The sequence below is a fragment of the Dyella sp. EPa41 genome (genome assembly GCF_016586165.1).
GTDB lineage: Bacteria > Pseudomonadota > Gammaproteobacteria > Xanthomonadales > Rhodanobacteraceae > Dyella.
Window position 1 is genome coordinate 1 of the sequence record NZ_BCPR01000069.1, and the last position, 24,526, is coordinate 24,526.

Consider the following 24,526-nt stretch of genomic DNA (forward strand, 5'->3'; position numbering starts at 1 on the left):
TGGTAACGACATCATGCTGGGTGGTACGGGTGACGACGTGCTGGATGCCGGTGGTGGCAGTAACCGCCTTGAAGGTGGGGCGGGCAACGATACCTTGAAGGTCGCAACTAGCGGCGATGACAACGTGTTCATCGGTGGCATCGGCGACGATGTCCTGTACGGCAGCTACAACTCGGACACCTACGTGTTCAACCTGGGCGATGGCAAGGACACCATCGTGGAGACGTCAGCTTATTCGGGGGCAGTTGACGTATTGGCGTTTGGCGAAGGTATCCGTGCCAGCGACATTGTGGTGACCAAGCGCGGTGCCGATCTGGTGTTCGTGCATGCCAGCGGCCAGGATGAGGTGACGGTCAAGGACTGGTTCACCGGTACAACATCTAGCGGTTACGAGAGCAGTGACCACCTGATCGAGCAGGTGACCTTCGCCGACGGCACGGTGTGGACGCTGGACGATCTGCGCAACCAGGGCCACGTGTCGCAAGGCACGAGTGGCAGCGACACCCTCAACGGATGGTCCGGTAACGACATCATGTTGGGTGGTGATGGCGACGACATGCTGGACGGGTGCAGTGGCACTAATCGGCTGGAAGGCGGTGCCGGCAACGACACCTTGAAGGTGGCCTACAACGCGACCAACAATGTGTTCATCGGCGGCGCCGGTGACGATGTCCTGTATGGCAGCTACAACTCGGACACCTACGTGTTCAACCTGGGGGATGGCAAGGACATCATCGCGGAGACGTCAGCCTATTCGGGGGCAGTTGACGTACTGGCGTTTGGTGAAGGCATCCAGGCCAGTGACATCACTGCGATCAAGCGTGGCGTCGACCTGGTGTTCGTGCACCGCAATGGCGAGGACGAGATCACGGTCAAGGATTGGTTCACCAGCACCAGTACCGGCGCCAGCGAAGTGGGCGGTCATTTGGTCGAGCAGGTCACCTTTGCCGACGGCACGGTGTGGACGGTGGATGCGATGCGCCAGCAGGGCTATCTCTCCCAGGGCACCGCCGGCAACGCCACCCTCAACGGCTGGTCTGGCAACGATCTCCTGCGCGGCGGCGACGGCGACGACGTGCTGGATGCCGGTGCCGGCAGCAATCGGCTGGAAGGCGGCGCGGGTAACGACACCCTGAAGGTGACCTATTACGCCACCGACAACGTGTTGGTCGGCGGCACCGGCGACGACCTCCTGTATGGCAGCTACTACTCGGACACCTACGTGTTCAACCTGGGTGATGGCAAGGACACCATCGTGGAGAGCGCCAGCTACAGCGATGCCACTGATGTACTGTGCTTTGGCGAAGCGATAAGCGCCGACCAGTTGTGGTTCCGTCGAGTGGGAACTGATCTGGAGATCAGCGTTATCGGCACGAGGGATAGCACCACGATCAGGAACTGGTATTCCGGGGAGGCCTATCAGGTCGAACAGTTCAAGACGGCTGATGGAGGCACGCTGCTGAGTGGGCAGGTGGATACACTCGTTTCTGCCATGGCTACATTCGCACCGCCGGCCGCGGATCAATCGTATCTTCCCCCGGACTATGCCGGTTCACTGAGTCCGCTCATTGCGGCCAATTGGCATTGATGGATGCAGTAAGGCGAGGGAGTGTTCTCACCCGCGTCTGGCATCCGGCTAGGGGGCTGACGGAGGGCACTTAGTCTTTCCATTCTTCAGCAGGTTGTACTTGAAGGATGAGGTGTCGAAAAAAAGCCCCGGTCCTGCGACCGGGGCTTTTTGTTGGGCATCGTGCGGCGCTTACGAGCCGCGACGCGGGTCCGAGTCGAACGGCTGCATGCCGCCCGGACCGCCATCCTGCGGTGGGTTGGTTCCCGCATCGCCGGCGGTGGCCGCCTCGCCATGTGCCTGGCGGATCTTGTGCGATGCCTCGTCCAGCTTGTCGCCCAGCAGGCGGCGCACGGTCACGTAGAACACCGGGATCAGCAGCAGGCCGAGGAAGGTGGCGAAGATCATGCCGCCGATCACGCCGGTGCCGATCGAGTGACGGGAGTTGGCGCCCGCACCGGTGGAGATGGCCAGCGGGAACACGCCCAGGATGAACGCCATCGACGTCATCAGGATCGGGCGCAGTCGCTGGCGGGAGGCCGTGATCACCGCGTTGAACAACGACTGGCCTTCCTGCTGCTGCTCCACCGCGAATTCCACGATCAGGATCGCGTTCTTCGCCGCCAGACCGATCACCGTGATCAGGCCGATCTTGAAGTACATGTCGTTCGGCATGCCGCGCAGCATCGAGAACACCACGGTGCCGAGCAGGCCGAGCGGCACCACCAGCAGCACGGCCACCGGGATCGACCAGCTTTCATACAGGGCCGCAAGGCAGAGGAACACGATCACGATCGACAGCACCAGCAGCAGCGTGGCCGAGTTGCCGGCCAGGATTTCCTGGTACGACTGGCCCGTCCAGTCGGAGCCGAAGCCCTTGGGCAGGTCGTTTTCGACGATGCCCTGGAGTGCCGCCATGGCCTGGCCGGTGGAGTAACCCGGCGCTTCGCTACCCACGATTTCCACGGCCGCGTAGCCGTTGTAGCGGGTGAGGGCAGGCGAGCCCATGTCCCACTTCGACTGCACCACGCTGGAGATCGGGATCATGTTGTACGGGTTGGTGGTCGACACCGTCGACGCGCTGGTGGAGCCGGTTGCCAGGCTGCTCGGCGTGTACAGGTGCTGCAGCGCATCCGGACCCATGCGATAGGGCTGGTCCGCCTGGATGTAGACGCGCTTCACGCGGCCGCCATAGACGAAGTCGTTGACGTACACCGGCGCCAGCGCGAGCTGGATGGCCGTATACACGTCGCTGACCGACAGGCCCATCGCCTGCGCCTGCGTGCGATCCACCTTCAGATCCCACTGCGGGGCATCCGGCAGCGAGTTCGGACGCACGCCGAACAGGGCCTTGTTGTCCTTGGCCTTGGCCAGCGCCATGCCCATCGCCTGCATCAGCTCGCCATGCGTCTGCCCGGCGCGGGCCTGCAGGTACATGTCGATGCCGCCGAACTGGCTGAGGCCGCGGATGGTCGGCAGGTTCACCACGAAGATCTGCGCATCGCGAATGCCGTGGAACACGCCATTCAGCTGCATGATCAGTTCGTCAGCGGTGATCGAGCGCTCCTTCCAGTCCTTGAGCTTGATGAAGGCCATGCCCGTGCTTTCGCTGGTGCCGATGAAGCTGAAGCCCGAGATCTGGTACATGCCGACGATGCTGTCGTTCTGCGGGCTCTGCTTCAGGCGCTCGCGCATCTCCGTCATCACCTGCTGCGTGCGGTGCAGGGTGGCACCCGGCGGCAGGTTGACGATGGCAAGGGCGAAACCCTGGTCTTCGCTGGGCACGAAGCTGGTCGGCAGCTTGGTGTAGAGGAAGCCCGTGAACGCGACGATCACCGCGAACACCAGCATCCAGCGCGGCGCATGGCGCGTCGCGCTGCCGATGTGGCCGCTGTAGGTGTGCGTCACCCAGTCGAACACGCGATTGAAGCCGCGATAGACGACGTTCTTCTTGTGCTCGTGCGTCGGCTTGAGGATGGTCGCGCAGAGGGCCGGGGTGAATGACAGCGCGAGGAACGCCGAAAAGCCCATCGACACGGCGATGGTCAGCGCGAACTGCTTGTAGATCACGCCCGACGCACCCGGCTGCAAGGCCGAGGGCACGAACACCGCCGCCAGCACGACGGTGATCGCCACCACCGCGCCGGTGATCTGGCCCATTGCCTTGCGCGTCGCCTCCTTCGGCGAGAGGCCTTCCTCGGTCATGATGCGTTCGACGTTCTCGATCACCACGATCGCGTCGTCCACCACGATACCGATGGCGAGCACCATGCCGAACAAGGTCAGCTGGTTGATGGTGAAGCCGAGTCCGACCAGGCCGATGAAGGTGCCGAGCAGTGCGACCGGGATCACCAGGGTGGGGATCACCGTGGCGCGGAAGTTCTGCAGGAAGATCAGCATCACCAGGAAGACCAGGATGATGGCCTCCACCAGCGTGTGCACCACTTCCTCGATCGAGATCTTCACGAACGGCGTGGTGTCGTACGGGGCAAACCAGGTAACGCCTTCCGGGAAGTCCTTGGAAAGCTCGGCCATCTTGGCCTTGACCGCATCAGCCACGTCCAGCGCGTTGGCGCCGGGCAGCAACTGCACGCCGAGGCCGCCGACCTGCTGGCCATTCCAGGTGGAGGCACGGCCATAGGTCTGCGGGCCAAAGCTGATCTTGGCCACATCGCTGAGCTTGACTACGGTGCCATTGCTGTTGGCGCGCAGGATGATGCCGCCGAACTCCTCCGGCGTGGAGAACCGCCCTTCGGCAGACACCGTGGCGGTGAAGCTCTGGTCCTTGGGGGACGGGTCGGCGCCCAGTGAGCCTGCGGCGAACTGCACGTTCTGCGCAGCCACGGCGGCGTACACCTGGCTCGCCGAAAGACCATAACCCTGCAGCTTGTCCGGGTTCAGCCAGATGCGCACGCCGTACTCGGAGCCGACCAGGAACGTGTTGCCTACGCCGGGAATACGGCCGACCTGGTCCGCCACCTGCGACGCGATGATGTCGGCGAGACGATTGGCGTCAATCTCGGGATTGGTCGACACCAGCGAGACGAACATCAGGAAGTCGGGGTTGTTCTTGGACACCACCACGCCTTGCTGAGTCACCGCCGTGGGCAGGCGCGGCTGCGCCAGCTGCACCTTGTTCTGCACCTGCACCTGGGCGATGTCCGCATTGGTGCCGGTCTCGAAGGTCAGCGTGATCGACGCCGAGCCGTTGGCGCCGGATGACGAGCTGAAGTACAGCAGGTGGTCGATGCCGGTGAGCTGCTGCTCGATCACCTGGGTGACGTTCTTTTCCACCGTGTCGGCGTTGGCGCCGGGATAGGTCGCGGACACCACCACCTGCGGCGGCGCGATGTTGGGATACGACTCGATACCCATGTTCAGCACGGAGATCGTGCCGACGAGGGTGATCAGGATGGCGACCACCCACGCAAAGATGGGGCGGTCAATAAAGAAACTCGGCATGTCGCGACTCCCTTACTGCTTGCCGGCAGCAGACTTGGCGTTACCTGCGGCTCCCGGCTGGCCCTGCGGGGCCTTCTGGTCGGGTTGCCACGGCGAAGCCTTGGCCGGGCCGCCCGGCTGCACGGTCTGCAGGCCCGAGACGATGACCTGGTCGCCCGCGGCGAGGCCGTTGGTGACGATCCAGCTGCCCGCGCGCATGTTGTCGGCGGTGACGTTCTTGCGCACCACCTTGCCGTCCTGGCCCACGACCAGCGCATAGGCGCCGCCGACATCGCGCAGGATGGCCGCCTGCGGGACGAGGAACACGCTCTGCTGTTCGCCGAGGTTGGCGGCGATGGTCACGTAGGTGCCCGGCAGCAGGCGGTGGCTCGGGTTGGGCAACTGGGCGCGCAGGTTCACCGCGCCGGTGGTCGGGTCGACCGTGGCGCCGGAGAAGTCCAGCGTGCCCACCTGGTCGTACTTGCTGCCGTCGGACAGGGTCACCTGCACCGTGGTCTTGTTCTGGTCGGACAGCACCACCTTGCCGGCCGACTGCGCGGCGCGCAGGCGGTCGAGGTCGGCCGAGCTCACCGTGAAGTTGACGTACAGCGGGTCGAGCTGGTCGACCGTGGTCAGCAGCGTGGCGTTGCTGCCGCTGTCGGTGGTGCCGTTGCCGACGATGGCGCCTTCGGTCACCTGCTGCTGGCCGGCGCGGCCATCGATCGGCGAGGTCACGCGGGTGAAGCCGAGATTGATGCGGGCGGTTTCCACGGCGGCCTTGGCCTGCTGCACGGCGGCGGCGCTGCTGCGCTCATTGGCTTCCGCCAGGTCCAGGTCGGACTGCGAGACGAAGCCCTGCGGACGCAGCTTGCGGAAGCGCTCGGCGGCCTTGTGGTAGTTCTCGTAGGTGGCCTGGGCCGACGCCAGGTTGCCCTGGGCGGAGGCGAGGTTGGCCTGGTAGACCGACGGATCGATCTCGAACAGCACCTGGCCCTGCTTCACATCGGTGCCTTCCTGGTAGACGCGCTTGAGCAGCACGCCCGACACGCGCGCGCGCACATCGGCACTGCGGAAGGCCGAGACGCGACCCACCAGATCCTTGGTCAGCGGGGCGCTCTGCGGCTGGGCGCGAATGACGCCGACTTCTGGCGTGGGCATTTGCTGCTGGCCTTGTTCCTTGCCTTTGCCACAGGCGGTCAGAGAGAGCAGGCCAAAGCACAGCAGGAGTGTGCGCAGTGACGTGGACTTCATGTGGGCTCCATTCTTCTTAATGTGGTCTGGGGGATGCAGCGTGTCGACGCCTCTCCGGGCGGCGACCATGGGTCGGGCTAGCTTTGAGCACACGGCAAACCCGTGCCGCTCCGAGGTCCCGGTTGGGGGCCCGAAACAGCACGGGAGCGCGGCTGCCATGGCTCAGATCAAAAGCAGACGGGCGTGGACTATACCGTACAGTTTACAATTTGTAGAGCCATTGTCCTGCCTCCAGGCTGCTTTCGTGCTCCCTGGGCCATGCCGGGTGAGGGAAGAAGATGGCAGCAGTAGCAGTCCCTTTGGTCAGTCCAGGACAACAATTTTGGCTTAATTCCGTGAAAGTAGAGTGTCGGGATGGATGTCCCATGCTCCTCCACCGCGGACCTGATGGTGCCAGCGATGTGGTCGCATGACCTGTGCCGTTGGTCCGGGCCAGCGCGGCGGCTCCGGTTTCGGTACCCGTCCGCGGCGTGGAGGTCATCAGGCGGACGACCCGCGGGTTCTTCCTCCGGTCCGGCGCCTCCGGCCATCTGGTGACTTTACCTGCTGCGACGCAACGCGCCGACGGTTTTCCCTCCGCCACATACGCACTGGTATTGCTGTGACGCGACTGTCACGAGCAAGTGCCAGGCTACGGGCAACACGCGATGGCTGCGGGCTTTTTCCTCTTGCGCGAACCCTTTTGCAAGGCTGCCATGGAGGTATGCCCCGGCTTGCGCAGGGGTAATGCTTCGCTCTGCTGCAATGGCGTCATGGCTACACAGCAGCTGAAGTGGTCTGGTCGCAAAGCTGGATTAGGGCTGACGTGAAGCGTATTCTTTCAAGGCTTTTTTCAGAGCCTGTTTTCGATCTGCATGGCCCGCGCCGAAAGCAGGCTCTTTTCATTCCGTCTCCCCAAAACAGTAGATGCCATGAACGCGATTCGTGCGGCTAGCAACAGCTCATTCCCCACTGTTGTTCTCGAAGAACTGAAGCAAAGCGGATTTCCTACCCAGCGCCTTGATGAGGCGCAATTTTTTATCAGCGCTTTCTTCGCGCGCATCGCGGACAGCGACCTTGAACTGCATACCGCGGCCGAATGGGCGGCGCTGATCGCCGACCTTATCGGCTTCATGCAGCAGCGCCAGCCGGGCCGCGCCACGGTGCGCGTGGTCAACCCGCAGAAGAGCCATGCCGGTCGCAGCTACATCGAGGTCGTCACCGACGACATGCCGTTCCTGGTCGACACCGTCACCATGGTCGCGGCCGAACACCTGCAGATCCACGCCGTGATCCACCCGGTGGTGAACGTCACCCGCGACACCGCCGGCAAGCTGGTGAAGATCGGCGCCGACGGCGGGCAGCCGGAATCGGTAATGCATTTCGAAGTGGACCGCGTCGCCGACGAAGCCGCGCAGGCCAAGCTCAAGGCACAGCTGGAAGACTCCCTCGAAGACGTGCGCACCGCCGTCAACGACTGGATGAAGATGCGCGACAAGGCGCTGGAAATCGCCGGCGAGCTGCCGACGCGCCAGTTGCCGATCGATGCCGCGGCTGTCCACGAGGCGTCCGAATTCCTGCGCTGGCTGGCCGACGACAACTTCACCTTCCTCGGCTATCGCGAATACGTGGTGACCGAGGCCGATGGCGAGGACGTGCTGCGTGCCGACGAAGGCTCGGGCATGGGCATCCTGCACAAGAGCGAGCGCTCGCTGGCGCCGCGCTCGTTGCGCTCGCTGGTGGCCAGCGACCTGCCGCAGTCGGGTTCGACCGACGCCATCATCCTGACCAAGACCAACGCGCGCTCGCATGCGCACCGTTCGGGCTACATGGATTACGTGGGCGTGCTGAAGTTCGACGCCAACGGCAAGCCGGTGGCGGAACAGCGCTTCCTTGGCCTATTCACTTCCAGCGCCTACATGTCGCGTCCGCAGAACGTGCCGCTGGTGCGCCAGAAGTTCGAGTACGTGATGGATCGCTCGGGCCTCAAGCGCGACTCGCACTCGGGCAAGGCCCTGCGCCACATCCTGGAATTCCTGCCGCGCGACGAGCTGTTCCAGGCCAGCGAAGACGAGCTGTACAGCATCTCGATGGGCATCCTCGAACTGCGCCAGCGTGCCCGCACGCGCCTGTTCGTGCGCCGCGATCGTTACGGCCGTTTCATCACCTGCACCGTGTTCGTTCCGCGTGACCGCTTCAATACCACGGTGCGCGAGCGCATCGAAGCGCTGCTGCGCGACGCCATGCGCGGCGAGCATCTCGACTCGTCCGTGCTGATGGGCGAGGCGGCGCTGGTGCGCCTGCACGTGGTGGTGCGTCCGAAGATCGGCGACCAGGTGCATTTCGACGTGGCCGAGCTCGAGAAGGGCGTTGCGGCGATCGTGCGCAACTGGCAGGACGACCTGCGCGACGCGCTGGTGGCGAAGCTGGGCGACCACGACGGCGTCGTGCTGGCCAACCGTTATGGCAAGGCACTGCCCGCCGGTTATGTCGAGGACGTGGCGCCCGCCGCCGCCGCCGAGGACGTGCGCCAGCTGTCGCTGCTGAAGGGCGACGATGCGGTGCGCATGTCGTTCTACCATCCGGCCTCGCGTCCGGAGGAGCTGCGTTTCAAGGTGTACCGCAGCGGCGGCGACATCGCGCTGTCCGAAGTGCTGCCCCAGCTGGAAAACCTCGGCCTGCGCGTGCTCACCGAGCATCTCTACGACGTGAACCTGGGCGACACCACGCTGTACATCCAGGATTTCGAAGTGCAGACCGCCGGCAGCCTCGCTTTCAGCGTCGAGCAGGTCGGCACGCTGTTCGAGGATGCGTTCGAGCAGATCTGGCGCGGCAATGCCGAAAACGACGGCTTCAACCGCCTGGTGCTCGGCGCCAAGCTGAGCTGGCGCCAGATCGCCATGCTGCGCGGCTACTGCAAGTACCTGCTGCAGACCGGCGTGGCGTTCTCGCAGAGCTACATGGAAGACGCCTTCCATCGCTATCCGGCCATCGCCGGCCTGCTGGTGGAACTCTTCCTCGCCAAGTTCGATCCGCGTCGCGAGGAACTGGGCGCCGATGAACTCAAGCGCGCCGGCGAACTGCTGCGCGGCGAAATGCAGGCGCTGATCCCCGAGACGGTGCGCACGGCGCATCCTGCGCTCATCGACGAGCTGATCGCCGCGCTGTCCAAGCCGCGCGACGAGCAGATCGCCGCCATCGAAGAAACCATCGGCACGCTGCTGGAAACCGTGTCCAGCCTGGACGACGATCGCATCCTGCGCAGCTTCATGGCGCTGATCCGCTCCACGCTGCGCACCAGCTTCTTCCAGAAGTGGGACGAGGCTTATCGTCCCTACATCAGCTACAAGTTCGACTCGCACCGCGTGCCGGACCTGCCCAAGCCGGTGCCGTACCGCGAGATCTTCGTCAGCGCGCCGCGCGTGGAAGGCATCCACCTGCGCTTCGGCTCGGTGGCGCGCGGCGGCCTGCGCTGGTCGGATCGCCGCGAAGACTTCCGCACCGAAGTGCTGGGCCTGGTGAAGGCGCAGATGGTGAAGAACACCGTGATCGTGCCGGTGGGCTCGAAGGGCGGCTTCTTCGTCAAGCGTCCGCCGGTGAACGGCGACCGCGATGCGCAGCTCGCCGAGGGCATCGCGTGCTACCGCATGTTCATCAGCGGCCTGCTCGACATCACCGACAACCTGATCGAAGGCAAGGTGGTGCCGCCGCATGACGTGGTGCGCCACGACAACGACGATCCGTACCTGGTGGTCGCGGCCGACAAGGGCACCGCGACGTTCTCGGACATCGCCAACGCGATCTCGGTGGAGCACGGCTTCTGGCTGGGCGACGCGTTCGCCTCGGGCGGTTCCAACGGCTATGACCACAAGGGCATGGGCATCACCGCCAAGGGTGCATGGGAGTCGGTGAAGCGCCACTTCCGCGCGCTGGGTCGCAACAGCCAGACCGAAGACTTCACCTGCGTGGGCATCGGTGACATGTCGGGCGACGTGTTCGGCAACGGCATGCTGCTGTCGCGCCATATCCGCCTGGTGGCGGCGTTCGATCATCGCCACATCTTCCTCGACCCGAACCCGGATGCCGAGCGTTCGTTCGTGGAGCGCGAGCGCATGTTCAAGGTGCCGCGTTCCAGCTGGGACGACTACGACAAGTCGCTCATCTCCGCCGGTGGCGGCGTGTATCCGCGTTCGCTGAAGTCGATTCCGGTCTCGCCGGAAATGCGCGCCGTGCTGAACCTCAAGGCTGACGTCACCCAGCTGCCGCCGGCCGAGCTGCTCAGTGCCATCCTCAAGGCGCCGGTCGACCTGCTGTGGAATGGCGGCATCGGCACCTACGTGAAGGCTGCCAGCGAGACGCATGCCGACGTGGGCGACCGCGCGAACAACGCATTGCGCGTCAATGGCGCCGAGCTGCGCTGCAAGGTGGTGGGCGAGGGCGGCAACCTGGGCTTCACCCAGAAGGGCCGCATCGAGGCTGCGCAGCACGGCGTGCTGCTCAACACCGACTTCATCGACAACTCGGCCGGCGTGGACACCTCCGACCACGAGGTGAACATCAAGATCCTGCTCGGCGATGCCGTGCAGCGCGGCGAACTCACGCTCGACCAGCGCAATACGCTGCTCGCCAGCATGACCGACGAAGTCGGCCAGCTGGTGCTGTGGGACAACTACCGCCAGAACCAGGCCATCACGCTGATGGAGCGCCAGTCGGTGCATCGCATCGGTTCGATGGCGCACTTCATCCGCATGCTGGAACAGGAAGGCCTGCTCGATCGCCAGGTGGAAAACCTGCCGGGCGAGTCCGAGTTGACCGAGCGCAAGACGCGCGGCATCGGCATGACGCGTCCGGAACTGTCGGTGCTGCTGTCCTACGACAAGATCAAGCTGTACCAGCAGCTGCTCGACTCCGACGTGCCGGAAGATCCGTACCTGTCCAAGGAACTGGTGCGCTACTTCCCCGAGCCGTTGCATGCGCCGTATGCCGACCACATGCAGCGTCATCGCCTGAAGCGCGAGATCATCGCCACCGCGGTGACCAACTCGACGATCAACCGCATGGGCGCCACCTTCATGATGCGCATGCAGGAAGACACCGGACAGGGCCCGGCGGCGATCGCCAAGGCGTATACGGCGGCGCGCGAGATCCTGGGCGCGCGCGAACTGTGGTCCGAGGTCGAGGCACTGGACGGCAAGGTGGCCGAGAGCACGCAGATCGACGCGATCCTGCAGATCTGGTCGCTGTTGCGCCACATGACGCGCTGGCTGCTCAACCGTCCGGGCGGCACGCTGGACATCAACGCCAACGTCGATCGTTACCAGGCCGGCGTCACCGAGCTGCGCGCGGCACTGCCGAACGTGCTCACCGAAACGGGCAAGCAGGATTTCGCCACCAGCCAGGAGAAGTGGGAGGGCCTCGGCCTGCCGACGGAGCTGTCGCTGCGCATGGCCCGCATCCCTGAACTGCGTGCGATGCTCGACATCGTCGAAGTGGCCCAGCAGAGCGGGCAGCCGATCGGCCAGGTGGCCGGCGTGTTCTACGAGCTGGGCGAGTCGCTCGACCTGGAATGGCTGCGCAGCCAGATCGAAGCGTTGCCGGTGGAAGGCGCATGGCACGCCCAGGCCCGCGGTTCGTTGCTGGACGAGCTGAACCACCAGCATCGCGCGCTGGCCCTGCAGGTGCTGTCGATGACCGGCGGCTCGAAGGACATCTCGCCGGTGCAGGCATGGCTGCAGCGTGACGACGCCACGCTGAAATACACCCGCACCATGCTCGCGGAAATCCTCACCCAGAACGCGGATTACCCGATCGCTTCGGTCGCGGTCCGCCGCCTGGCCCAGCTGGCGCAGGTGCCGGTGAACCAGTAAGCCGCTCCGCCACCCCGGTTTTACCGGGGTGGCGAGTGGATTTGTCGCGGTACTTCGAAGGGCGCGGGCCGGCGACGGTCTTGCGCCCTTCGTCCATCTACGCTCAACTGGCGGCCTCACCCCGAACGATGTCAGGCCCCATGCGCTTCGCCTTCGTCGCCAGCGAAACCCACGTTGCCCAGCAGGCACGACGCAAGTTCATCGACCGCTACGCCGACGTGGCGCCCGAGGAGGCCGACGTGATCGTCGCGCTGGGCGGCGACGGCTTCATGCTGCGCACGCTGCACGCCTACCGCGCCTTGCCGGCGCCGGTGTACGGCATGAAGCTCGGCCGCGTCGGCTTCCTGATGAACAAGCATCACGTGGACGAGCTGGAGGAGCGCATCGCCCGCGCCCACGCGGCGGTGCTGTACCCGCTGGAAATGCGCACGGTCGATGCCGCAGGCGACATCCAGCACGCGCTGGCTTTCAATGAAGTCTCGCTGCTGCGCCAAAGCAACCAGGCGGCGCACCTCGAAGTGAAACTCAACGATCAGGTGAAACTGCCCACGCTGGTGTGCGATGGCATCCTGATCTCCACGCCGGCGGGTTCGACGGCCTACAACCTGTCGGCGCACGGGCCGATCCTGCCGCTGGATGCCAACGTGCTGGCGCTGACGCCGATCAGTCCATTCCGCCCGCGTCGCTGGCGCGGTGCGATCCTGCCGCATCGCACGCTGGTGACCTTGCGCGTGCTCGACCCCGGCAAGCGACCGGTAAGCGCCACCGCCGACTATCTCGAGGTTCGCGACATCCGCGAGGTGCAGATCCGCCAGTCCGAGGGGCAGGGCGTGCGCCTGCTGTTCGACCCCGAGCACAACCTGGAACAGCGCATCCTGGACGAGCAGTTCGCGCCGGATTGAAGCCTTGTGGCAAGGGGGCGGTCGTGAGGCGCGTGGCGCGCATGGGCTGCTGGCGCCGTCACGCGCGACCGCTTTCGTGAGCGAACGTAAGCGATGCCCGCGTTCCAGCCACCCACGCCCACCCCATGCTAGATTCCTCCCCATGAGTCGCCCCGCCCGAGATGCCCACGACCCCACCGCCGCCACGGACAACCGGCTGGTAGTGGCCATTTCCTCGCGCGCCCTGTTCGACCTGGGCGAAAGCAACGACCTGTTCGAGCAGCAGGGGCTGGACGCGTACCGCGCCTTCCAGATCGAGCATGAGAACGACATCCTGAAGCCGGGCGTGGCGTTTCCGCTGGTGCAGAAGCTGCTGGATCTCAACAAGCTGGCCGGCGACGTGCCGCCGGTCGAGGTCATCCTGCTGTCGCGCAATTCCGGCGATACCGGCCTGCGCATCTTCAATGCGATCCAGCACTATGGCCTGGAGATCAGCCGCGCTGCCTTTACCAGCGGCGCGCCGACGTCCGATTACATCGCGCCGTTCAAGGCGGATCTGTTCCTGTCCGCCAATGCGGAAGACGTGGGCCGCGCGCTGGCCGCCGGCGTGGCGGCCGCCACCATCCTGCCGTCGACCGCGCCGCCGCGCGCCACCGAACAATTGCGCATCGCCTTCGACGGCGACGCGGTGATCTTCGGCGACGAAGGCGAGCGCGTTACCCGCGAGGAGGGCCTGGAAGCCTTTCATCGCAGCGAGCGGGAATTGGCCGAAGAGCCGCTGTCGGTGGGACCGTTCCGCGGATTTCTCACGGCGGTGCACCGGTTGCAGGCGGCGTTTCCGGCCGAGGATTCGCCGATTCGCACCGCGCTGGTCACGGCACGCTCCGCTCCCGCGCACAAACGCGTGATCCTGACCTTGCGGCGCTGGGGCGTGCGCATCGACGAGGCGTTGTTCCTGGGCGGGCGCGACAAGGGACCGTTCCTGGATGCCTTCGGTGCCGACATCTTCTTCGACGATTCGCCGGCCAACGTGGAGTCGGCGCGCAAGCATGTGGCGACCGGCCATGTGCCGCATGGCGTGAGCAATCGCTGACCTACCGAAGGTTCTGTGGGAGCGCACCCTGTGCGCGACAGGCGCTACGATGCACCGATCGCCCTAAAGACCGTCACAGCACATCGCTTCGTAGTCTGTCGCGCACAGGGTGCGCTCCCACAAGGACTATTCAGTCGCCCACATTACGGTACCGAATGCCCTTTGCTCGCCGTCCAGATCGCGTACCAGTCTTCCGCGTCCAGCACGACGTCCAGCGCTTTCACGGCATCTTCGAGATTCACCATCCGGCCACTGCCGGTGATCGGATGAGGGCGCGAGGGATGGCGCAGTATCCAGGCGAACGCCAGGGTGGCGAGACTGATGCCGTGGCGCGTTGCGATGTCGAGCATGGCGGTGCGCGTGCGTACGGCCTGTTCGTCCTCGCCGTCGAAAAGCCGGCCGCCTGCGAGCGGTGACCAGATCATCGGGCGCAGCCCCCACTGTTGCGCCTGGTCGAGCGTGCCGTCGTCCAAGGCGTCCATCTGCAGCGGCGACAGCTCCACCTGGTTGGTGACCAGAGGATGATGCTGCCGGAGCAGGGCGAACTGGCTCGTGGTGTGATTGGACACGCCCCAGCGCGCCACCTTGCCTTCGCGGGTCAGCGTGGCGAACGTCTCGGCCAGGGCCGCCGCGTCCATCAGGTAGTCGGGACGATGGATCAGCACCAGGTCGAGCTGTTCCGCATGCAGGTTGCGCAACGATTGCTCCACCTGCGCGCGCACATAGGCGGCCGAGGTGTCGTAGTAGTTGATGCGATACGGGTGTTGCGCCGAGCGCAGGCGGATGCCGCACTTGGTGACCAGCTGCATGCGTCGGCGCAGGGGTGCGTGTGCTTTCAGTGCTTCGCCGAAATGGCCTTCCGCGAGGTAGTCGCCATAGATGTCGGCGAGGTCGAACGTGGTGATGCCCAGTTCCAGCGCTTGCTCGATCCAGCGCACGCGCTCGGCCACGCCCAGATGCCAGCTGGTGATGCGCCACAGGCCGGCGACGATGGGGGACATGCGGAAGTCGGGCAGGGTCATGGTCGCGAGGCTGTTTGATGGGTGGATGGGGAGGGGATGTCAGACCATTTTCGTGCGGCGCCACCACGGCGTGACCTTTTCCTCGCGCACCAGCGTGAAAAGGCCCGAGCCGAGGATGAGCACGATGCCGATCAGCATGGGCCAATCCAGATGGTCGCCGAACAGCCAGTAGCCGAAGAAGATGGCCCAGAGCATCTGGCTGTATTGCGTGGGCGCGATGCGGTTGGCCGGCGCGTGATGCGTGGCCAGCATCAGCAGCACCCCGGCGAGCCCCGCGAGCAGGCCGTAGCCGGCAAGCAGGAACCATTGGTGCAGGTCGGGCCAGACGAAGGCGGGCAGCATCAACACGCCGCCGCTCACCAACGGGCCGATGGCGCCGGCGCCGTAGAGACTGATGCGTTTTTCGTGCGGCCCGGCCATGCGCAGGGCCACCACCGATACCGCGCCGGAGAGCCCGCAGGTCATGGCGGCGAAATGGCCAATGCCAAGCGCGCGAAAACCGGGCCGCAGTACCACCAGCACGCCGACGAAGCCCACGATCACCGCCGACCAGCGCCGCCAGCCCACGTGTTCCTTGAGGAAAATCACCGAGAGCAGGGTCACGAAGATCGGCAACAGGAAGATCAGTGCGAACGCCTCCGCCATCGGCAGTGCCGTGAAGGCCATCACCGCCGAGATGTTGCAGATGGCGCCGGTGATCGCGCGTATCCACCACAGGCTCGGCTTGCGCGCGTGGAATACCTCGAGATAGCGGTCGCCCGGTTTGCGGATGAACGGCAGGGCGCTGAGCATCAGCACGGCGCCGAAGAACACGGCCTCGTAGGCGGGCAGGCTGCCGTGCAGGGATTTCACGAAGGCATCGCTGATCGCGTAGGCGGCGTAGCAGGCGAAGCCTAGAAGAACACCTTTGAACATGAATGGTCCGGCCGGGGAAGCAGGTGTGCCTGGGCGTCGCCCCGGGGGCGGGCGGGGCACGGTGGGCGCCAGGCGAGGCCGGCTCGCGGCCCTTGGGACGCGCCGGAACGACGGAAAGCGCTGCGAATGGTCCCACAGCGCGCCCCGGTCGCCTACCCCATGCCTGCTGCACCCTGCCATGACCCGCACCTAAGAGCCCGCTAGAATGAGGGTTTGCCCCAGTCACGGAACCCCCGCATGTCCGCTCGCCTGAATCCCCTCGATCTCTACGACGTCCGCTCGCTGTTGTCCGACGAAGAACGCATGGTGCAGGACTCGGTGGGCCGTTTCGTCGACGAGCGGGTGCTGCCGATCATCGGCGACTGCTTTGACCAGGGCCGTTTTCCCAAGGAACTGGTCCCCGAGATCGCCAGCCTGGGCCTGCTGGGCGCCACCATTCCGGAGAAGTACGGCTGCGCCGGCATGAACGGGGTGAGCTATGGCCTGATCTGCCAGGAGCTGGAGCGCGGCGATTCGGGCCTGCGCAGCTTCGCCTCGGTGCAGAGCTCGCTGTGCATGTACCCGATCTACGCCTACGGCACGGAAGAACAGAAGATGCACTACCTGCCCAAGATGGCGGCGGGCGAGATCATCGGCTGCTTCGGCCTGACCGAACCGCACGGCGGTTCCGATCCGGCCAACATGAAGACGAATGCCAGGAAGGACGGCGGCGACTGGGTCATCAACGGCGCCAAGATGTGGATCACCAACGGCAACCTCGCGCACATCGCCATCGTGTGGGCGCAGACCGAGGACGGCATCCAGGGCTTCATCGTACCCACCGACACCAAGGGCTTCACCGCGCAGGAAGTGCACAAGAAGATGAGCCTGCGCGCGTCGGTGACGTCCGCGCTGTTCTTCGACAACGTGCGCGTGCCCGAAGCGAACCGCCTGCCGAACGTGAAGGGCCTGAAGGGCCCGCTGGGTTGCCTCACGCAGGCACGCTACGGCATCACCTGGGGCCCGATCGGCGCCGCGCAGGCCTGCCTGAAGGAAGTGCTCGATTACACGCAGGAGCGCGTGCTGTTTGGACGTCCGCTCGCTTCCAACCAGGCCATCCAGATCAAGATGGCCGAGATGGCCCGCCGCATCACCATGGCGCAGCTGCTGTCGTTGCAGCTCGGACGCCTGAAGGATGCGGGCACCATGCAGCCGACGCAGGTGTCGCTGGCGAAGTGGAACAACTGCCGTATCGCCATCGACATCGCGCGCGAATGCCGCGACATCCTGGGCGGCGCCGGCATCACGACGGAACACGTCGCCATCCGCCACGCCTTGAACCTGGAATCGGTCATCACCTACGAGGGCACCGAGACGGTGCATCAGCTGGTGGTGGGGCGCGAGCTGACGGGGATCAATGCGTTCTGAGGTTTTCCAACTCGACGAAGACCTTCCTGCTCGTCATTCCGGCGAAAGCCGGAATCCAGCGCCCTGGTGTTGGACCGAAGCCACTGGATCCCGGCCTGCGCCGGGATGACGGTGGGGAAACCTGGAGGCTGAAGCCAGAGTGTCTCCCATGAACTGGCAAACCATCCGCATCGAAACCGACCGCCTCATCCTCCGCCCGACCAGGGCGGAGGATTTCGAGGGCTGGGCGGCACTGATGGCCGACGAGGAAAACTCGCGCCACATCGGCGGGCCGCAACCGCGCGCCACCGCATGGCGTGGATTCCTTTCGATGGTGGGTGCCTGGGCCATCCAGGGCTACGCCATGTTCTCGGTGATCGAGAAAAGCAGCGGGCGCTGGATCGGGCGTCTCGGCCCCTGGCAACCGGAAGGTTGGCCAGGTACCGAAGTGGGTTGGGGCATCATGCGTGATGCCTGGGGCAAGGGCTACGCGACCGAAGGCGCGGCGGCCGCCATCGACTGGGCGTTCGACACGCTTGGTTGGACCGAGGTGATCCACACCATTGCGCCCGACAACACCGCTTCGCAGGTCGTGGCGCGCAAGCTGGGTTCGACGTTGCGTGGCCCCGGTCAATTGCCGGCGCCGTTTGAACACGTGACGGTCGAGATCTGGGGCCAGTCCCGCGAACAATGGCGGCGTCGACGCGCATGAGCCACGTCACGCCCGCGCTGTACGCCACCTTGGCCGAGATCGTGCCGGAGCTGCATGTGCATTGTCGCGATCCGTGGTGCGTGATCGGCAGCGCGGCCGCATTGCTGGCCGGTGCGGAAGTAAGCGTGGCCGATGTGGATGTGCTGACTTCGCGTGAGGATGCCGAGCGGTTGATGGCGTTGTGGGTCGAGCGCCGCGAGTCCACGCACGAGCCCGCAGGAGCGGAGCGTTTTCGTTCGCACTTCGCGCGATTCCGTTTTCCCGGGTTGCCCGTCGAGGTGATGGGGGGCCTGGAGTTGAATCAGGGTGATGGTTGGAAGCCCGTATCGGCGGGTCGCCTCGTGCTCGCGGGGCTCAATGGACTCGCCGTGCCGATGCCATCGGTCGATGACCAGATTCGAATCCTTGAGAGCTTTGGTCGAGAGAAAGACCTGGCGCGCGCGGAGTCGCTGCGTGCCTTTTACTTCCTCTCCCCTTTGGGGAGAGGACCGAGGTGAGGGGCGGGTGCTCGCGATGATGCAGCTACGGAGCGCGCTTCGGTTGAGCCATACCGCAAGATTGGCCCCTCACCCCAACCCTCTCCCCGAAAGGGGAGAGGGAGCCATACGGTTCCTTTGCACGATTTCTGTTTCAGCTGGCCGCGTTTACGGCCCTTCGTTGACGAGATAAGCACTCCCATGACCGCCATCCCGTACTCCCTCACGGCCCGCCACAAAGGCTTCAACCGCGCCGAGATCGTCGACCAGAACTTCACCGAGTTCGTGCAGCTCTGGCATGGCGAGGTGCAGGCGCCCCGTGGCGATCATTCGCCTGTGCTGCCCGGCAGCTCGCTTGATGCGAAGGGTTTTCGCGAGCTGCTCGAGTCGCAACTGATCAGCCGCCATCTCGACCTCATGGCGCGCGTGCTGCGCGTGCAGAACAAGGTCTTCTACACCATTGGCTCCAGTGGCCATGAAGGCAACGCGATGGTGGCGCGGCTCACGCGCCATACCGATCCGGCCTTCCTGCATTACCGTTCCGGCGGTTTCATGGCCGAGCGTTTCCGCAAGCTGCCAGGCATGGACCCGGTGATGGATTCGGCGTTGTCATTCGCCGCCAGCATGGAAGATCCCGCCTCAGGCGGCCGCCACAAGGTGTGGGGAAGCAAGCCGCTCTGGGTGTTGCCGCAGACCTCCACCATCGCCTCGCACCTGCCCAAGGCACTGGGCACCGCGGTCGCCATCGAGCAGGCGCGACGCATTGGGCACAAGCTGCCGATCCCCGAAGACAGCATCGCCATCTGCTCGTTCGGTGACGCATCGTCCAATCACGCCACCGCGCAGACGGCGTTCAACGCCGCGGCGTGGACGGCCTACCAGAAGTTGCCCGCACCCGTGCTCTACGTCTGCGAGGACAACGGCATCGGCATCTCGGTGAAGACACCGAGCGGCTGGGTAGCCAACAACTTCCGCCATCGCGCGGATCTCGACTACTTCTTTGCCGATGGCCTCGATCTTGCGAGCGGTTACGCGCAAGTGCAGGAGGCCGTCGAGCACTGTCGCACCACGCGTCGCCCGACCTTCCTGCACCTGCGCACCACGCGCGTGATGGGGCACGCCGGCACCGATTTCGAAATCGAGTGGCGCAGCGTGGAAGAGCTGTTTGCCGTGGAGGCCAGTGATCCGCTGCTGCGCTCCGCCGACATCGCCTTGTCCTCCGGCTTGTACACCAGGGAGTCGCTGCTCGCGCTGTACGAAGCCACGCGCAAGCGCTGCTTCGAGGCCGCCGAAGATGCGGATCGCCGCCCGCGCCTGACCACGCTCGAGCAGGTCATGAAGCCGCTGGCACCGTACACGCCGGATGCGGTGAAGGCCGAAGCCGAACGCACGGATTACCAGGATCGTCGCCTCGCTGCGTTCGGCGGCGAGGACAAGCTGCCCGAGAAGCAGGCGCCGCGCCACCTGGCCATCCAGATCGGCCAGGCGCTGCACGACATCATGGCGAAATATCCGGAGTCATTGCTGTTCGGCGAAGACGTCGCGCAGAAGGGCGGCGTGTATACCGTCACCAAGGGCCTGCACAAGGCCTTCAAGGGCAGCCGCGTGTTCAACACGCTGCTGGACGAGACCATCATCCTCGGTCTTGCCCAGGGCTACGCCAACATGGGCATGCTGCCCATGCCGGAGATCCAGTACCTCGCGTATTTCCACAACGCCTGCGACCAGATCCGCGGCGAGGCGGCCTCGTTGCAGTTCTTCTCCAACGACCAGTACCGCAACCCGATCGTGATGCGCGTGGCGAGCCTGGGTTACCAGAAGGGTTTCGGCGGCCACTTCCACAACGACAATTCGATCGCCGCGTTGCGCGACATTCCGGGCCTGGTGGTCGGGGCACCGAGCCGCGGCGATGACGCGGCCACCATGTTGCGCACGATGACGGCGTTGGCCAAGGTGGATGGTCGAGTGTGCGCGTACCTCGAACCTATCGCGCTGTACATGACCAAGGACCTGTACGAGGCCGGCGATGGCCAGTGGCAGTTCGCGTATCCCGCGCCGGGCGAGGCGATGACGCTGGGCGAGGGGCGCGTCTACAACGATGAGGCCAGCGACCTGGTGATCTTCACCTTCGGCAACGGCGTGCCGATGTCGCTGCGCGCCGCGAAGACGATCACGCAAGAGCTCGGTTGGAACGTGCGCGTGGTCGACTTGCGTTGGCTTGCGCCCCTCAACGATGCCTTCATCGCAGAACAGGCAAAATCCGCCAAGCGCATTATTGTGCTGGACGAGGGTCGACGCAGTGCAGGTGTGGGCGAGGGCGTCATCACCGCCATTGTCGAAGGCGGCCATGGCGCCACGCCGCTGCAGCGAGTGGTGGGTGCGGACACCTACACACCGCTTGCGGGCGCTGCACTGCTGGTGTTGCCGGGCGAGGCGGATGTCGTCGCCGCGGCGCGCAAGCTGGCCTGAAGGGCGTACGGAGACACCGGCTTTGCGGGTGCGCCGACGGCTCGGCGCACTCCGGCATCGAAGGGGTTTTCAATGACTTGTCGTGCAGTCCTGTGGTTGGTTTTATCGATGTCGATAGCCGCCTGCTCGACGCAACGCGATCAGGCGGCGGACCCCGTGCGGGAGGCCGTCACGCCGCCGGTTCCCAGCCTGGACAAGAGCGGCACGCTCTACTTCTACGGGCTGCTGCAACGCCCTGATTTCTCGCTGGCGTTCGCGGCCATGCCAGGCACGAGCCAGTTGCCGGCATGGACACGACATGACGAGCGGTCCACGCCCGCGTTGAAGGTCGAGGTGGCGGGTCGCGAGCGGTGGCTGGCCGTGGCGTGCAAGCCGCACGACTGTCCCACCGAGCGCATCCTGGTGCTGTACGACGCGCAGGCCCATGAAATGACGGGGCTGTTCGCGCGGCGCAAGGCCGATGCCATGGATCTCTCCCGCAACGACCCGACCAGCGACGAACTGACCTGGCTGGGCTTGCCGGACGACGAGACCAAACGGTTCTTGCACGAGCGTATGTACTCGGCCAAATAGCGATCGCCGGCGATCCATGCCGCGATCACGCGCTGGGTACGCTCCTACATGGCGTGGTGACGCCGCCGCCATGCCTCGGCGCCGGCGATGCACGACACCAGCCACACCAGCCCGCTCGCATAGCCGGCCATCACGTCGCTGAAGTAATGCACCTGCAGCACGATACGGCTCAGTCCGATCACCGTGACCATCGCTACGGCGGCGACGATCACCAGACGATGCCAGCGATGCGCGGACACCCGCAGCAGCACATAGGCCAGCATGCCGTAGAACACCATGGCGCCGAACGCGTGGCCACTGGGAAAGCTCCAGCCGTGCTCGACGATGAAGCCGTGGCTATGCAGGGGGCGTGGCCGTTGGAACAGGGCTTTCAGCCCGCTGTTGAGCGGCACGATGCCCGCCATGGCGATCGCCCAGCCGGTGGCCAGTTGCAGTTGCCGCCGCAGCAGCAGGGCCGCCAGCACCAGTACGGCGGCTGCCGCGACCGAACCGAAGTCGCCGAAATGGGAGACGAAGGCCACGAAGCGCAGCGTCGACGGCTGCATGCGTACGCGCAGATCCTCGGCCAGGGCGGTATCGAAGCCGGACAACCCATGGCCCGTCTCCATGCCCAGGGCCAGCGCGATCGCCGCGAACAGCAGCAGCGCGGCGACCAGCAGCGCCACGACCGTGCGCCTGCGCATGACCGTGGGTTCTCGGCCCAGCCTCAATGCCGTCTCGTGCTGGCGACGGTTCCATTGCCAGGCAAGGTCGCCTGCCAGGCACGCCGATAGCAGCAGCGCCGCCCAGAGCGCGAGGGCATGCGTGGCAATCCATTCCACCGGGTCGGTCATTGGCGCGATTCCTTGAATTCGCCGCACATCATCTGCGCTGGGGAGACCGCCGTCGAGCCTGCCCGGCATCCATGACTTCCAGTGCTGGCCTATGCTCGCGTTTGCCGCGATAGTGTCGCGATTCACAGCCCAGGAGCCTGCGATGTCCCAACGACGCTTTTCCCCACGCCTGGCCGGTTGTTGCGCGATGCTGGTGCTCGCCGCGCCGGTTTGGGCGCAGGGCGCCGCTCCCGCGGCCGTGCCGGTCGCGGCGCCTGCCGGCGCACAGCAGGCGTTGCCGGCGCAGCTGCAGGACTTCAGCGCCTACGTGGACAGCGTCCGCAAGCAGTTCGACGTGCCCGGCATCGCGGTGGCCATCGTCAAGGATGGCCAGGTGGTGCTGGAGCAAGGCTACGGCATGCGCGAGCTTGGCAAGCCCGAAGCGGTGGACGCGCATACCTTGTTCGCGATCGCTTCCAACACCAAGGCCTTCACGGCGGCATCGCTCCAAATGCTGGCCGAGGAAGGCAAGCTGAAAATGGACGATCGCGTGATCGATCATCTGCCCTGGTTCCAGATGTCCGACCCGTACGTCACTCGCGAGATGCGCGTACGCGACCTGCTGGCGCACCGCAGTGGCCTGGGCCTCGGCGCGGGCGACCTGCTGTATTGGCCGCCGACCTCCTATTCGACCAAGGAAGTGGTGGAGCGCCTGCGCAACGTGCCGCTGGCCACCAGCTTCCGCAGTGCCTATGCCTACGACAACATCCTGTTCGCGGTGGCAACGCTGGTGATCGAACAGGTATCGGGGCAGGGCTACGCGGACTTCATTCGCGACCATATCTTCAAGCCGGTGGGCATGAACGAGTCGCTGGTCGACATGACGGCGCTCAAGCCAGGCATGGACGTGGCCATGGGGCATGCCAAGTCCAATTTCTCCGAGCTCAAGCCGGTGCCGCCCATGGCGTGGTCGAACAACTCGGGCGCGGGCGGCATCTACGCAAGCGTGCACGACCTGGCCAAGTGGATGAACGTGCAGCTCGCGGGCGGCAAGCTGCCCGATGGCAAGCCGCTGTTCTCGGAGGACAGCCAGAAGCAGATGTGGTCGATGCTGATCCCGATAAAGATCAGCGAGCCTCCGGTGCCGGAACTCAAGGACATGCGCCCCAACTTCGCCGGCTACGGCGAAGGCTGGTCGCTTTCCGACTATCGCGGGCAGCGCCTGGTATGGCACACGGGTGGCTGGCCCGGCATGGTCTCGCGCCTCACGCTGGTGCCGGAATTGAATCTCGGCGTGGTGGTACTGACCAACCAGGAATCGGGCGCCGCATTCAACGCCGTGACCTATCGCGTGCTCGATGCCTACATGGGGCGCGACAAGAAGGATTGGGTCGCCGCGTATGCAGCGGCCGTCAAGAAATCCGAAGGCAATGCGGACGAGAGCTGGCAGAAGCACCAGGCTGCGCGAAACAAGAACAGCAAGCCTTCGTTGCCGATGGCCGGCTATGCCGGCACGTTCCGCGACCCCTGGTATGGCGACATCGCGGTCAGCCAGCAGGGCGGCAAGCTGCGCCTTAAGTTCTCCAGGACGGCGCAGCTGGTTGGTACGATGGAGCCGTGGCAGCACGACACCTTCATCGTGCGGTGGGACGATCGTTCGCTCAACGCGGATGCTTTCGTCACCTATGCCCTGGATCCGGATGGCAAGGTGCGCGAGGTTCGCATGCAGCCGGTCTCGCCATTGACCGACTTCAGTTTCGACTTCCAGGATCTTCGCCTGTCGCCGGTGAAGGAAGCGAAGGCGGCGCCCTGACCGTGGCCGCGGTGCGGTCTTCGGACCGCGTCGCGCACGGCGGAACTGCGCGTGGCGCTGAAAACCCACTGCCGTGTTAACGCAGGAATTTGCGCCTTCTTGCATGGCGTTTTTGCGGAAGAAATCACTCGCCATGCCCGTCGCAGGAATTCATCATGTCGGCGCCGCCGGCCAGGTGCGCCAGGGGGCGCGCCGTCTTCCCGGTGTGTCCAGATTGGAGATACGCATGAAGAAAGTACTGTTCGCCCTGGCAGTGGGTGCCTTGGTGG

Annotated in this window: 16 protein-coding genes; 11 read left to right on the forward strand and 5 right to left on the reverse strand. The window is 65.1% G+C overall.

From position 1 onward, the window contains the following. Positions 1 to 1,588: calcium-binding protein (locus tag JMF82_RS17625; RefSeq protein ID WP_304487920.1), on the forward strand; the 1,588-nt coding region annotated here is incomplete at its 5' end. Between the two features lie 171 nt (positions 1,589 to 1,759). Here the strand turns inward: JMF82_RS17625 and JMF82_RS17630 are convergent. Both JMF82_RS17630 and JMF82_RS17635 read right to left on the reverse strand, forming a co-directional pair. After that, complete coding sequence (locus tag JMF82_RS17630; protein WP_201315859.1) at positions 1,760 to 5,029, reverse strand: efflux RND transporter permease subunit; 3,270 nt, start codon at positions 5,027 to 5,029, stop codon at positions 1,760 to 1,762. A gap of 12 nt (positions 5,030 to 5,041) precedes the next feature. Beyond that, positions 5,042 to 6,259 carry an efflux RND transporter periplasmic adaptor subunit gene (locus JMF82_RS17635; RefSeq protein WP_201315860.1) on the reverse strand — a complete coding sequence of 406 codons (1,218 nt, stop codon included), beginning with the start codon at positions 6,257 to 6,259 and terminating at the stop codon, positions 5,042 to 5,044. A 911-nt stretch (positions 6,260 to 7,170) separates the two neighbouring features. Here JMF82_RS17635 and JMF82_RS17640 point away from each other — a divergent pair. The 3 genes from JMF82_RS17640 to JMF82_RS17650 all read left to right on the forward strand — a co-directional run bounded on the left by JMF82_RS17640 (position 7,171) and on the right by JMF82_RS17650 (position 14,079). Then, positions 7,171 to 12,105 carry an NAD-glutamate dehydrogenase domain-containing protein gene (locus JMF82_RS17640; RefSeq protein WP_201315861.1) on the forward strand — a complete coding sequence of 1,645 codons (4,935 nt, stop codon included), beginning with the start codon at positions 7,171 to 7,173 and terminating at the stop codon, positions 12,103 to 12,105. Positions 12,106 to 12,245: 140 nt separating this feature from the next. Then, positions 12,246 to 13,007, forward strand: coding sequence for an NAD kinase (locus JMF82_RS17645; RefSeq protein ID WP_201315862.1), 762 nt, complete (start codon positions 12,246 to 12,248; stop codon positions 13,005 to 13,007). Positions 13,008 to 13,149: 142 nt separating this feature from the next. Then, positions 13,150 to 14,079, forward strand: coding sequence for a 5'-nucleotidase (locus JMF82_RS17650; RefSeq protein WP_201315863.1), 930 nt, complete (start codon positions 13,150 to 13,152; stop codon positions 14,077 to 14,079). Between the two features lie 143 nt (positions 14,080 to 14,222). Here the strand turns inward: JMF82_RS17650 and JMF82_RS17655 are convergent, their stop codons facing one another. Continuing rightward, positions 14,223 to 15,101, reverse strand: a complete 879-nt coding sequence (locus JMF82_RS17655; RefSeq protein WP_201315864.1) for an aldo/keto reductase — start codon at positions 15,099 to 15,101, stop codon at positions 14,223 to 14,225. 39 nt (positions 15,102 to 15,140) lie between these two features. Then, the gene (locus JMF82_RS17660; protein ID WP_201315865.1) at positions 15,141 to 16,016 is read right to left on the reverse strand and encodes a DMT family transporter; all 876 of its coding nucleotides are present in this window, start codon (positions 16,014 to 16,016) and stop codon (positions 15,141 to 15,143) included. 237 nt (positions 16,017 to 16,253) lie between these two features. Between JMF82_RS17660 and JMF82_RS17665 the strand changes: the two genes are divergently transcribed. From JMF82_RS17665 to JMF82_RS17685, 5 genes are all read left to right on the forward strand, one after another. Continuing rightward, the gene (locus tag JMF82_RS17665; RefSeq protein ID WP_201315866.1) at positions 16,254 to 17,423 is read left to right on the forward strand and encodes an acyl-CoA dehydrogenase family protein; all 1,170 of its coding nucleotides are present in this window, start codon (positions 16,254 to 16,256) and stop codon (positions 17,421 to 17,423) included. A gap of 148 nt (positions 17,424 to 17,571) precedes the next feature. Beyond that, complete coding sequence (locus tag JMF82_RS17670) at positions 17,572 to 18,114, forward strand: GNAT family N-acetyltransferase (RefSeq protein ID WP_201315867.1); 543 nt, start codon at positions 17,572 to 17,574, stop codon at positions 18,112 to 18,114. Then, positions 18,111 to 18,611, forward strand: a complete 501-nt coding sequence (locus JMF82_RS17675; RefSeq protein ID WP_201315868.1) for a hypothetical protein — start codon at positions 18,111 to 18,113, stop codon at positions 18,609 to 18,611. The genes JMF82_RS17670 and JMF82_RS17675 overlap by 4 nt, the downstream gene beginning before the upstream one ends. A gap of 180 nt (positions 18,612 to 18,791) precedes the next feature. Further along, on the forward strand, positions 18,792 to 21,059 hold the full coding sequence (locus JMF82_RS17680) for a thiamine pyrophosphate-dependent enzyme (RefSeq protein ID WP_201315869.1): 2,268 nt from the start codon (positions 18,792 to 18,794) through the stop codon (positions 21,057 to 21,059). A 108-nt stretch (positions 21,060 to 21,167) separates the two neighbouring features. Further along, positions 21,168 to 21,632: an Ivy family c-type lysozyme inhibitor gene (locus tag JMF82_RS17685; protein WP_201315870.1), complete on the forward strand. Its 465-nt coding sequence runs from the start codon at positions 21,168 to 21,170 to the stop codon at positions 21,630 to 21,632. Between the two features lie 44 nt (positions 21,633 to 21,676). On the opposite strand, the gene JMF82_RS17690 is transcribed toward JMF82_RS17685, so the two are convergent. Continuing rightward, positions 21,677 to 22,465, reverse strand: coding sequence for a phosphatase PAP2 family protein (locus JMF82_RS17690; protein ID WP_201315871.1), 789 nt, complete (start codon positions 22,463 to 22,465; stop codon positions 21,677 to 21,679). A gap of 142 nt (positions 22,466 to 22,607) precedes the next feature. Here JMF82_RS17690 and JMF82_RS17695 point away from each other — a divergent pair, with 142 nt between their 5' ends. Next, the gene (locus tag JMF82_RS17695; protein ID WP_201315872.1) at positions 22,608 to 24,257 is read left to right on the forward strand and encodes a serine hydrolase; all 1,650 of its coding nucleotides are present in this window, start codon (positions 22,608 to 22,610) and stop codon (positions 24,255 to 24,257) included. A gap of 73 nt (positions 24,258 to 24,330) precedes the next feature. Next, positions 24,331 to 24,526 (forward strand): hypothetical protein (locus tag JMF82_RS22085; protein WP_236585544.1); only part of this gene is annotated, 196 nt, incomplete at its 3' end.